The sequence below is a fragment of the Brevundimonas sp. UBA5936 genome, from assembly GCA_002430835.1.
Lineage (GTDB): Bacteria > Pseudomonadota > Alphaproteobacteria > Caulobacterales > Caulobacteraceae > Brevundimonas.
This window is the reverse complement of the sequence record DJDA01000127.1, coordinates 42,663-52,443: the sequence shown is the minus strand read 5'-3', so window position 1 is coordinate 52,443 and position 9,781 is coordinate 42,663. Positions and strand designations below refer to the sequence as shown.

General features: G+C 67.3%; 13 protein-coding genes. 7 read left to right on the top strand and 6 right to left on the bottom strand.

Going from position 1 to position 9,781, the window contains the following annotated elements:
* Positions 1–178 precede the first annotated feature (178 nt).
* A complete protein-coding gene (locus B2Y21_RS13185) occupies positions 179–1,735 on the top strand; it encodes a L,D-transpeptidase family protein (protein WP_292060305.1) in 1,557 nt (518 codons plus the stop codon).
* Between the two features lie 42 nt (positions 1,736–1,777).
* Here the strand turns inward: B2Y21_RS13185 and B2Y21_RS13180 are convergent, their stop codons facing one another.
* The gene (locus tag B2Y21_RS13180; RefSeq protein ID WP_409410811.1) at positions 1,778–2,284 is read right to left on the bottom strand and encodes a DUF1465 family protein; all 507 of its coding nucleotides are present in this window, start codon (positions 2,282–2,284) and stop codon (positions 1,778–1,780) included.
* A gap of 106 nt (positions 2,285–2,390) precedes the next feature.
* Positions 2,391–2,594, bottom strand: coding sequence for a DUF1192 domain-containing protein (locus B2Y21_RS13175; protein ID WP_024353289.1), 204 nt, complete (start codon positions 2,592–2,594; stop codon positions 2,391–2,393).
* 92 nt (positions 2,595–2,686) lie between these two features.
* On the opposite strand from B2Y21_RS13175, the gene B2Y21_RS13170 reads away from it, so the two are divergent.
* Positions 2,687–3,658, top strand: coding sequence for an NAD(P)H-quinone oxidoreductase (locus B2Y21_RS13170; RefSeq protein ID WP_292060315.1), 972 nt, complete (start codon positions 2,687–2,689; stop codon positions 3,656–3,658).
* 57 nt (positions 3,659–3,715) lie between these two features.
* On the opposite strand, the gene B2Y21_RS13165 is transcribed toward B2Y21_RS13170, so the two are convergent.
* Entirely contained in the window at positions 3,716–4,378 is a 663-nt protein-coding gene (locus B2Y21_RS13165) for a beta/gamma crystallin-related protein (protein WP_292060304.1), read from the bottom strand.
* Between the two features lie 216 nt (positions 4,379–4,594).
* On the opposite strand from B2Y21_RS13165, the gene B2Y21_RS13160 reads away from it, so the two are divergent.
* The gene (locus B2Y21_RS13160; protein WP_125900051.1) at positions 4,595–5,260 is read left to right on the top strand and encodes a DUF1013 domain-containing protein; all 666 of its coding nucleotides are present in this window, start codon (positions 4,595–4,597) and stop codon (positions 5,258–5,260) included.
* Positions 5,261–5,338: 78 nt separating this feature from the next.
* Here the strand turns inward: B2Y21_RS13160 and B2Y21_RS13155 are convergent, their stop codons facing one another.
* Positions 5,339–5,512, bottom strand: a complete 174-nt coding sequence (locus B2Y21_RS13155) for a YdcH family protein (protein ID WP_125900050.1) — start codon at positions 5,510–5,512, stop codon at positions 5,339–5,341.
* Positions 5,513–5,639: 127 nt separating this feature from the next.
* Between B2Y21_RS13155 and B2Y21_RS13150 the strand changes: the two genes are divergently transcribed.
* From B2Y21_RS13150 to B2Y21_RS13135, 4 genes are all read left to right on the top strand, one after another.
* Positions 5,640–6,245 (top strand): UbiX family flavin prenyltransferase, encoded by a 606-nt coding sequence (locus B2Y21_RS13150; RefSeq protein ID WP_292060314.1) that lies wholly within the window; start codon positions 5,640–5,642, stop codon positions 6,243–6,245.
* Positions 6,242–6,712 carry a TIGR02444 family protein gene (locus tag B2Y21_RS13145; RefSeq protein WP_292060303.1) on the top strand — a complete coding sequence of 157 codons (471 nt, stop codon included), beginning with the start codon at positions 6,242–6,244 and terminating at the stop codon, positions 6,710–6,712. Before B2Y21_RS13150 ends, B2Y21_RS13145 begins: the two co-directional genes overlap by 4 nt.
* 40 nt (positions 6,713–6,752) lie before the next feature.
* Entirely contained in the window at positions 6,753–6,977 is a 225-nt protein-coding gene (locus B2Y21_RS13140; RefSeq protein ID WP_292060302.1) for a YdcH family protein, read from the top strand.
* 77 nt (positions 6,978–7,054) lie between these two features.
* Positions 7,055–7,318, top strand: coding sequence for a hypothetical protein (locus B2Y21_RS13135; protein ID WP_292060301.1), 264 nt, complete (start codon positions 7,055–7,057; stop codon positions 7,316–7,318).
* 44 nt (positions 7,319–7,362) lie between these two features.
* Here the strand turns inward: B2Y21_RS13135 and B2Y21_RS13130 are convergent, their stop codons facing one another.
* Positions 7,363–7,836, bottom strand: a complete 474-nt coding sequence (locus B2Y21_RS13130; RefSeq protein ID WP_003165692.1) for an Lrp/AsnC ligand binding domain-containing protein — start codon at positions 7,834–7,836, stop codon at positions 7,363–7,365.
* 118 nt (positions 7,837–7,954) lie between these two features.
* Positions 7,955–9,748 carry a DUF885 domain-containing protein gene (locus tag B2Y21_RS13125; protein ID WP_292060300.1) on the bottom strand — a complete coding sequence of 598 codons (1,794 nt, stop codon included), beginning with the start codon at positions 9,746–9,748 and terminating at the stop codon, positions 7,955–7,957.
* Positions 9,749–9,781 lie beyond the last annotated feature (33 nt).

Sequence of the window (9,781 nt, the reverse complement as noted above, 5' to 3'; positions counted from 1 at the left end):
GTTCGGCGGCTTCATCAAGAAGTAAGCCACGCTTGGTGCGACAAGTTCGCCACAAAAGCGCCGGTCCCAGGACCGGCGCTTTTTTGTTGCCCGGAACACCGTTAACATGGGCGCGTTCGATTACTTGGGGCGTGGACGTTGGGTCCGGGCCGATATCGGACCACAAGAGTTACAGACGATGAACCGACGGGAATTGGGCCTTGGCGTCGCCACGACGAGCCTGACGCTGGCAGCCGCGAACGGGGCGCTGGCCCAGACGCGCACCACGGACCCGCAAATCTTCATCGCCGGCTTCGACGCCCAGGCCGGGCGCCTGCCCGCGGCCCAGCAGGCCGATGTCCGCGCTGTCTATCAACTGACCGGCGGCAAGCCGATCTGGACCGCCGACCGCCTTCGCGTGCTGCAGGAGGTCGCCGCCGGCGCCGAGCGCCACGGCCTGCCCGGCGGGGACTTCTTCGACTTCGTCGGCCTGGCCGCCGACCGCGAGACGGCTGAAATCCGCACCACCGCCGCCGCCCTGGCCTACGCCAAGGTTCTGTCCGAGGGCCGCGTCCGGCCCGAGACGGTCGAAGAGCTGTGGGAGATGCAGAAGAACAGCGTCGACCTGCCGCGCGGCCTGGTCGACGCCGTGGCCGCCAACAAGCTGAGCCAGTGGTTCGACGCCCTGCCCCCGACGGACCTGGGCTACACCAATCTGTCGGCCGGTTACGCCCGCTATCGCCGCATCGCCCGTCAGGGCGGCTGGCCCGCCTTCCGTATCGGCGGCACCATCGAGCCGGGAACCAGCGACCCGCGCATCCCGGCCCTGACCGCCCGCCTGGCCGCCGAGGGCGACCTGAGCGCCGCCGCCGCCGAACGCCTGAAGGGCAACCTGTCCTACGGCCCGGACCTCGAGCAGGCGGTCCGCAGCTTCCAGACCCGTCACGGCCTGGGCGCCGACGGCCGCATCGGCGGCGCCACCCAGCGCTCGCTGACCGCCACGGCCGAGGATCGCGCCCGTCAGATCGCCCTGAACCTGGAGCGCCGTCGCTGGCTGAAGCGCGACCTGAATCCCGAGCGGATCGAGGTCAACACCGCCGCCGCCATCATGGTCTACTGGAAGGACGGCAAGCCGGTTCACTCCAACCGCGTGGTCGTCGGCACCGCCGCCAACCAGACCCCCAGCCTTGAAAAGCCCTTCGCCTCGGTCGTAGCCAACCCGCCGTGGACCGTGCCCATGGGCATCGCGCGCCGCGAAATCCTGCCGAAGGGCCCCGGCTACCTGGCCGCCAACGACATGTACGTCAACGCCGACGGCTGGGTGGTGCAACGCGCCGGGCCGAAGTCGTCGCTGGGCAATGTGAAGTTCGAACTGCAGGACAGCTACGCCATCTTCCTGCACGACACGCCGGCGCGCGGCGCCTTCAACCTGTCGGTGCGCCAGCGCAGCCACGGCTGCGTGCGGGTGCAGGACGCCATCGGCTTCGCCCGCCTGCTGCTGTCGCCCGATCCCGAGCGTCTGGCCCTGTTCGATGCGGCCCAGGCCAGCGGCGAGACCAAGCGCGTGACCACCGGCCGCAACATCGGCGTGCGCCTGCTGTACTGGACCGCCTTCGTCGACGGTCAGGGCCGCGTCGCCTTCCGCGAGGACGTCTACAAGCGCGACGCCAAGCTGGCCGACGCCCTGGGCATCGCCGTCAACCTGCCCCAAGTCATCGCCGACGCGCCGATCGATCCGGATGAAGTGACGCCGTAGGGCGCCCTGCCTTCTCCTCCCCATGAAATGGGGAGGTGGAACTCAGCCGAAAGCGGCGCGCAGCAGGTCCATCTGGTTCAGGACGGGATTGGTGGGCGCCTCGGCGGGCTCGACGTACATCTGGCGGTCCAGATGCAGCACACGGTCGTACAGCTTCTCCGCCCGCACGGCGTATTCGATCAGGGCGATCGGCAGGTCGCCGCGACGCGGCTCGGCGTCCATGCGGCGATCGGCCAGGCGATAGCGGGGGTCGCCCGCCGCCTCGGCGCTCATGTCCTGCTCGCGCACGGCGCGCTGGACCAGAAGCCAGGACGCGATCTGCATCAGCCGCGTCGTCAGCTTCATGCTCTCGCCCGCATAGGACAGGGCGGCCGCGCGCGACAGCAGGCGCGAATCCTGCCGCCCGTCGCCGTCCAGATAGGCGGCGGTCTCCTCGACCAGCTCCATGCCTTCGCGGAAGGTGCGCTCGAACAGCTCCGAGCGTGCGAAGTCCAGCACTTCGGCGCTGGCGAGGCGCGTCGGGGTCAGATCGGCTTCGATGGCTGTCACGGGCGTCTATCCATGCATCTCATGCATCCGCTGGGTGCAATCGTCATGCCACGGAAGCTGATTCTGCGGGAGAGGGCCGTCGAAACCGTCCCCAACCGTCCGCCCCTCAGCGGAAGTTGAACAGCGCGTCGGCCGCGCTGCGCTGCGAGGACTTGCCGTCGATCGCCGCGCGGGACCGGGCGATCTCGGCCTCCAGGGCGGCGATCCGCTCCTGCAGTTCGTCCACGGCGTAGAGGTCCAGGTCTTCGCGCCCCAGGGCGGAGAGGGCCTCGCCGCGCTGCGGCCGGGGCTCCAGATCTTCGAAACTCATCCTCGCCTCCTTGGCCATTTCGAGCATGAACCCCTATGTGAACGCCGCATTGATCCGGAATGCAAGCCAGGGGAGCCGCCGTGTCCGCAACCATGAAGGCCATTGAGATCGAGAACGGGCGCGGCCCCGCCGACGCCCTGCGCCTGGCGACACGCCCCCTGCCCGCGCCTGGGCCCGGCGAGATCCGCATCCGCGTGCGGGCGGCGGGCGTGAACCGTCCCGACATCGTCCAGCGCGAGGGGCGCTATCCGCCCCCGCCGGGCGCTTCGGACATCCTGGGACTAGAGGTCGCGGGCGAGGTCGACGCCGTAGGCGATGGCGTGGCACGCTGGGCCGTCGGCGACCAGGTCTGCGCCCTGTTGGGCGGCGGAGGATACGCAGAGTACGCCGTGGTCGACGATCGCCCCGCCTTGCCGATCCCCGACGGCCTCGACTTCACCCAGGCCGCCGCCCTGCCCGAGACCGCCTTCACCGTCTTCGCCAACGTCTTCGAGGGCGGCGGGCTGAAGGCGGGCGAGACCCTGCTGATCCACGGCGCCACCAGCGGCATCGGCGTCATGGCCATACAGATGGCCAAGGCGGCGGGCGCCCGCGTCATCGCCACCTCACGCGGCGCCGCCAAGGCCGAGGCCGCCCGCGCCCTGGGCGCCGACGTCAGCCTGGACGCGACCGAACACGATCTGGCCGCCGCCATCCAGGAAGCGGGCGGCGCCGACGTGGTGCTGGACATGGTCGGCGCGGCCTATGCCGAACTGAACCTCAACGCCCTGAAGCCTGGCGGGCGCTGGGTGGTGATCGCGACCCTGACCGGAGCCAAGGCCGAGGTCGATCTGATGCGGATCATGCTGAAGCGGATCATCCTGACCGGCTCGACCCTGCGCAGCCGCCCGGCCGACGAAAAGGCCCGCCTGGCCGCGGCGGTCGAGGCGACGGTCTGGCCCTGGGTCGCGTCCGGCGCCGTCAAAGCTCAGGTCGAGGCGACCTTCCCCCTGGCCGAAGCCGCCGCCGCCCACGCCCATCTGGAAGCGGGCGCCCACGTCGGCAAGGTCGTTCTGCTGCCCTAAAAGAAAAGGGCGGGAAGCCGCAGCCTCCCGCCCTCACCTTCCGAACAGGCCGGTGTTTTACCAGCGACCGCCGCCGCGCGCCGGGCGCAGGGACGAAATCCGGTCGTTCATACCCGTGCTGGCCAGGTTCCGCATATCGCCGCGCACGATCTCGCAACGGCCGCGATAGTTGGCGTCCTCGCAGACTTCCCAGGTTCCGCGCGACAGGCGGATCGAGCTGATCGCGTCGTTCATGCCGACGTTGCGCAGGTTCGGCACCTCGCTACGGAAGCTCATCGACTGACCGCGGTAATCGGCGTCGCGATAAACGGTGATCGAGGACTGACCCCAGCCGCCGTTGCCGGGACGGCCATCATCCCAACCGCCGCCGGGGCGACCCGGACGACCGTCATCCCAGCCGCCGCCCGGACGGCCGGGACGGCCGCCGTTCTCGAAATCGCCCTGGAAACGGCCGCAGACCAGGCGTCCGTCGCGGTTGGCGATTTCTTCGCTGGAGCAGCGCGCCAGTTCAATCGAGGTTTCGCGCATATTGCCCCGCATGTCGCGGCAATCGGCATAAAGGCGCCCCTGGTTCACATACGACCCAGTGCAGCTCTGCGCATACGACCCACGCGGCGCGCCACGCTGCATCACCTGCGCTTCCGCCGTGCTCACGTTGATGACGGAGAAGCCCCCCGCCGTCATGGCCAATCCTGCCGCTGCAATCACGAACTTCTTCATGAAACGGTCTCCTTCGAGGTTTCTCTCGGCGCACAACGCGCCCTGGCCCCCAATGTTCATCACGACAGATGAACCTTCGCTGTATGACAACGACAGACGACGTTTTCATTTCGGCCAAGATCACCTATAAAGGCCTTCTCGCGCCCGGCCGAAAAGGTCGGGCGCCGTCGATTCAAACGCCCGTTTTTCGGGCCGCAACCGCCGGGATCCATGCCCATGACCGACATCCTGATGCCCAAGGCCACCGCGGTCTGGCTGGTGGACAACACCTCGCTCTCGTTCGAGCAGATCGCCGACTTCTGCGGCCTGCACCCGCTTGAGGTGCGCGGCATCGCCGACGGCGACGTGGCGCGCGACATCCGCGGCGCCGATCCCATCGTCAACGGCCAGCTGACCCGCGAAGAGCTGGACAAGGCCCAGAACGACGAGAACTACCGCATGAAGGCCGTGGTCAGCCGCCACGCCGAACTGCTGAAGCCCGCCAAGTCGGGCCCGAAATACACGCCGGTCTCGCGTCGTCAGGACCGCCCTGACGCCATCATGTGGTTCGTCCGCAACCACCCCGAAGTGACCGACGCCCAGATCGCCAAGCTGCTGGGCACCACCAAGGCCACCATCGAGAGCGTGCGCAACCGCACCCACTGGAACTCGGCCAACATCAAGCCGGTCGACCCGGTGACCCTGGGCCTGACCGGCCAGCTGCAGCTGGACGAAGTGGTGCGCAAGGCCGCCGACAAGAAGGCCAAGGACGACGCCAAGAACGGCGTCCTGCAACCCATCGAGCCCGAGGCCGAACCGGAAGTCGCCGTGGAAGAGCCCGAGGAAGAATACGGCCTGGGCGCCGAACCCACCGCCGAGTCGGTGTTCGGCTCGCGCGACTGATCCCAGCCAGCGCCTAGAGACAAAACGGCCCCGGAAGATTGCTCTTCCGGGGCCGTCGTTATTTCAGGTGGGAAACCGTCAGTGGCTTCGGGCTTCCAGACTGTTGATCTCTTCCTTAAGTCGCAGTTTTCGCTGCTTCAGCTCCCTGAGGTGTGTCGGGTCCGCGGTGGGGCGTCGCATCTCCTGCTGGATAGTGTCATCCAGCGACCGATGCCGATTACCCAGTTCGCGAATACGAGCCTCGATGGTCATGGCTTGCGCCTCCATGTCTAAGGGACCACTACACTGAGCGCCCGGTTCGGCGGGGTGTGGAATCACATTGCAGTGACCCCGCGCCGCTCCGGACACGGACAGGTTGGAGACGAATTTGGCCGATGTTGTGAACACGACCGTTCGGGCGCCGGCGCCCCTTCGGCTAGTCGTTGGAATCTCTGGCGCTTCGGGCGTCGTCTATGGCGCGCGCGTGCTGGACGCCCTGCGCGAACTGGGGGTTGAGAGCCACCTGGTCGTCACCCGCGCCGCCCTGCTTACTTTGTCGCAGGAGACGAATCTCACCCCTGACGACCTGACGGCCAAGGCGGATGTGGTCCATCGGCTGAACGACGTGGGGGCGACCATATCCTCCGGCTCCTTCCGCACCCTGGGCATGATCGTCGCGCCCTGCTCGGTGCGGACCATGAGCGAGATCGCCACCGGCGTGACCTCGACCCTGCTGACCCGCGCCGCCGATGTGACGCTGAAAGAGCGCCGCCCCCTGGTGCTGATGGTGCGCGAGACGCCGCTGCACCTGGGCCACCTGCGCACCATGACGGCGCTTGCCGAGATGGGCGCCGTCATCGCCCCGCCCCTGCCCGCCTTCTACGCCAAACCCGATAGTCTCGAGCAAATGATCGACCAATCGGTCGGGCGGGCGCTGGACGTCTTCGGCCTGGACTGGTCCGCCGTGCGCCGCTGGGAAGGCCTGAAGGGCGGAGCTGAGGCATGAGCGACGATCTGTGGACCTGGGCCTGCGCCGCCTACGCCGCGCCGGGCGTGGCTGACGCCTGCCTGTCGCTGCAGGACTATCACGAGCAGAACGTGCCCCTGCTGCTCTGGGCCGCCTGGACCGCCGCCACTGGCCGCCGCCCGGACGAAGAAACGATCGAGGCCGCCTGCGACACCGCCCGCGCCTGGCAAACCACGACCATCGCCCCCCTGCGCGCCGTGCGCCGCACGCTGAAGACGCCCGTGCCGGACCTGGAGACCGACGCCCGCCTGGCCGTGCGCGAACAGGTGAAGGCCGCCGAACTGGCCGCTGAGCGTCATCTGCTGGAAGGGCTTCAGGCCCTGTCTCCGGAATCTGCCGGGACGCCGCACCCGCCCATCGACGCCATGGCCGCCGCCGCCCGCCTGTGGGACCGCGTGGTGCCTCGTCCAGCACTGCGAACCCTGGCCGACCTGCTTCCGGCCTGACGCCAGCTCAGCTATAACGTCACCGCTGCGGGGCCTGACGATGAACGACGACGAACCTTACCTGTCCGAAGAAGACAAGGCGCTGCGTGCGCAGCTCTCCCTGCTGTTGCAGGAGCACGCGGACCTGGACGCCTCCATAGAGGCCCTGGCCCTGCTGCCCGCGCCCGATCAACTCATGATCGCCCGCCTGAAACGCAAGAAACTGGCCCTGCGTGATGACATCGTGAAGCTGCAGGATCGCATCCTGCCCGACATCATCGCATAATCACATAACGTCGGTCATTGACTCTTGTGTCGTTAACGGTGGAGATGACATCGTCACCCACTGGCAGGAGAGAACCGATGCGTTTGCGTAAGATTCGTAATGCCGTGCTTCTGGCGTCCGTGGCGGCGGCGACGTCATTGCTGTCCGTCGGAGCCGGAGCGCAGTCCCCCGGCGTCATGTACCATCGCACCTTCTACAGCGACGCCACACTGACGGTTCAGGTGGGCTGGTATATCGACCGCTGCGCGAACGGCCGCGTCGTCGCGGCGCCGGTTCACGGGACCACCTCGCCCTACTACACGCTAGAGGCGGTCGGCAGCTGCCCCGGCGGTTACTGGTGAACCTGCTGCGGGGGCGGCGCAAGGCCGCCTCCGCAACCTCTTCCCTACAGCGGCAGGACGGAGGTGTCCTTGACCTCTTCCATCACCGCGTAGGTACGGGTCTCGCGCACGCCCGGCATGACGATCAGGGTGTCGGCCAGGAAGATGCGGTAGGCCGCCATGTCCTTCATCCGCACCTTGACCAGATAGTCGAAGCCGCCCGCCACCATGTGGCACTCCAGCACCTCGGGCGAACGACGGATGCGCTCGGCGAACTGGTCGAAGATGTCCGAGGTCGTGCGGTCCAGCAGCACTTCGATGAAGATCAGCAGCTCACGCTCGGCGAACTTCGGATCGATCAGGGCGGTGTAGCCGGTGATCACCCCTCGCTCACGCAATCGCCGCACGCGCTCGAAACAGGATGACGCCGACATGTTGCAGGCGGCCGCCAGATCCTGATTGGTGATCCGCCCGTCCTGCTGCAGCACCCTCAGGATGCGGCGGTCGGCGTCGTCCAGCTTGTATTCCCCAGCGCTCATGCGCTCTTCCCCCTATACGCTTTACAGAATCCCGACACTGACAAAGCCGTCGGCGATCTGCAACGCGCGTCTGTCAGCGATGGAAGGCCGACGCCCTCCGACGTCGGCCCGGTGTCAATTACTGCCCAGATCGCTTCGCCGCGGCGGCTTGCTTGCTCTGGGAGATGAAGGCTTCCATCTCGGCGGTCATGGCCGGAATGGTGGCGACCCCGATGGCCAGCAGGTGATCGTGGAAGGCCTTGATGTCGAAGTCAGCCCCGAGCTCCGCCTCGGCCAGACGACGCAGGCGCACGATCTCGATCTCGCCCAGCTTGTAGGACAGGGCCTGCCCCGGCCAGGTGATGTAGCGGTCGATCTCGGTGCCGACTTCATGGTCCGACAGGGCGGTGTTCTCGCTCAGGAAGGCCACGGCCTGCTCGCGCGTCCAACCCTGCGAGTGGACGCCCGTGTCGATGACCAGACGCGCCGCCCGCCACATCTCATAGGTCAGGCGGCCGAAGTCCTCATAGGCGTCTTCATAGATGCCCATCTCGACCGCCAGCTTCTCGGTGTAGAGGGCCCAGCCCTCGCCGAAAGCCGAGATGTAGGTCTGGGCGCGATAGTCGGGCATGGGCTCATGCTCGCGGCGCAGATTGCCCTGCCAGGCGTGGCCGGGGTTGCACTCGTGCACCGTCAGCGCCGGGATGTTGTAGCGCGGCCGCGACGGCAGATCATAGGTGTTCAGCAGGCAGACGCCGTTGCCGCCTCGTCCAGCCGTATAGAAGGGCGCGATCGCGTCCGGCACGGGGATCAGGCTGAAGGTGTCGCGCGGCTTCAGGTTGAAATACTGACCGATCTTGCCGTCGACCTTCTTGATGACCCAGGCGCCGTGCCACAACAGGTGCTCGGGCTTCTCATAGTGGAACTGCGGGTCGGTCTTCAGGAAGTGGATGAACTCGGCGAAGGTGCCGGTCCAGCCCGTGCTGCGCATCACCGTTTCCATCTCGGCGCGAATGCGCGCGACTTCGCTGCGGCCGATGGCGTGGATCTGATCCGGGGTCAGGTTGACGCTGGTGTATTGGCGAATCTGCGTCTGATAGAAGTCGTCCCCGTCCGGCAGGCGGTTGGCGCCCAGGGTCTCGCGCGCGCCCGGCATGTATTCGTCGCGGATGAAGCTCAGCAGGGTGCGGTGCGCCGGCACGACCTGCTGCTGGATCGTCTGAACAGCCGCAGCTTGCAGGCGCTGCTTGTCCGCCTCGGCCATGGTCGCGGGCATGGTCAGGAAGGGCTTGTAAAAGGGGTTCTGGGTGACGTCCGTCGGTTCCGTCACCGCCAGGATCGACACGTCCCGACCGACCAGCGAGGCCTTGGGCTGGGTGAAGCCGCGCGCCAGGCCGGCGCGCATATTGGTGATCTGCTGGTCGAAATAGCGCGGCACGTCCCGCATCTGGGACAGATAGCGCTCATAGTCCTCGACCGAAGTGAAGGTCGCATTGCCCATGCCCGTCAACGACGACCAGAAGGCGCTGTCCGAGTTGAACGGCATCTCATACAGGCGGTGGCGCCCGTCATCGACGAAGTTGTCGATCTGATGCTTGTAGACGGCGTAGTTGGTGTGCTGGTTCGGCGACAACTGCTCGGGCGAAATGGCTTCAAGACGACGCTGAATGGCGGTCCAATATTCCAGACGACGCTGCTGGGTGGCGGCGCTGACGTCCGGCAGGGTGCTGGGCTTGGAGGCGCGCGAGGGCATCTCCTTCTGGCGCCAGGCCCATTCCTCGGCGGCGATGGCTTCGAACTGGGCGTCCAGCGCCGACGGCGCAGCGGCTGAAACGGCGCTCGCCGTGAGGGCGAAGGTCGGCGTCGGGGCGGCGGTGAAGGCCATCAGGCCGACGGCGGCGGCGATAGCGCTGTATGCGGTCAGGGTCTTCATCGTCTCTCCCCCAAAAATGAAGTCAGACGCCCC

Excerpts from the sequence above, each read along its gene's own strand:
- B2Y21_RS13175 (WP_024353289.1), bottom strand. The coding sequence starts at position 2,594 with ATGAGTTTCGAAGATCTGGAGCCCCGGCCGCAGCGCGGCGAGGCCCTC.
- B2Y21_RS13140 (WP_292060302.1), top strand. The coding sequence starts at position 6,753 with ATGAACGACGACGAACCTTACCTGTCCGAAGAAGACAAGGCGCTGCGT.
- B2Y21_RS13125 (WP_292060300.1), bottom strand. The coding sequence starts at position 9,748 with ATGAAGACCCTGACCGCATACAGCGCTATCGCCGCCGCCGTCGGCCTG.
- B2Y21_RS13185 (WP_292060305.1), top strand. The coding sequence starts at position 179 with ATGAACCGACGGGAATTGGGCCTTGGCGTCGCCACGACGAGCCTGACG.
- B2Y21_RS13130 (WP_003165692.1), bottom strand. The coding sequence starts at position 7,836 with ATGAGCGCTGGGGAATACAAGCTGGACGACGCCGACCGCCGCATCCTG.
- B2Y21_RS13160 (WP_125900051.1), top strand. The coding sequence starts at position 4,595 with ATGACCGACATCCTGATGCCCAAGGCCACCGCGGTCTGGCTGGTGGAC.
- B2Y21_RS13145 (WP_292060303.1), top strand. The coding sequence starts at position 6,242 with ATGAGCGACGATCTGTGGACCTGGGCCTGCGCCGCCTACGCCGCGCCG.
- B2Y21_RS13135 (WP_292060301.1), top strand. The coding sequence starts at position 7,055 with ATGCGTTTGCGTAAGATTCGTAATGCCGTGCTTCTGGCGTCCGTGGCG.
- B2Y21_RS13155 (WP_125900050.1), bottom strand. The coding sequence starts at position 5,512 with ATGACCATCGAGGCTCGTATTCGCGAACTGGGTAATCGGCATCGGTCG.
- B2Y21_RS13170 (WP_292060315.1), top strand. The coding sequence starts at position 2,687 with ATGAAGGCCATTGAGATCGAGAACGGGCGCGGCCCCGCCGACGCCCTG.
- B2Y21_RS13165 (WP_292060304.1), bottom strand. The coding sequence starts at position 4,378 with ATGAAGAAGTTCGTGATTGCAGCGGCAGGATTGGCCATGACGGCGGGG.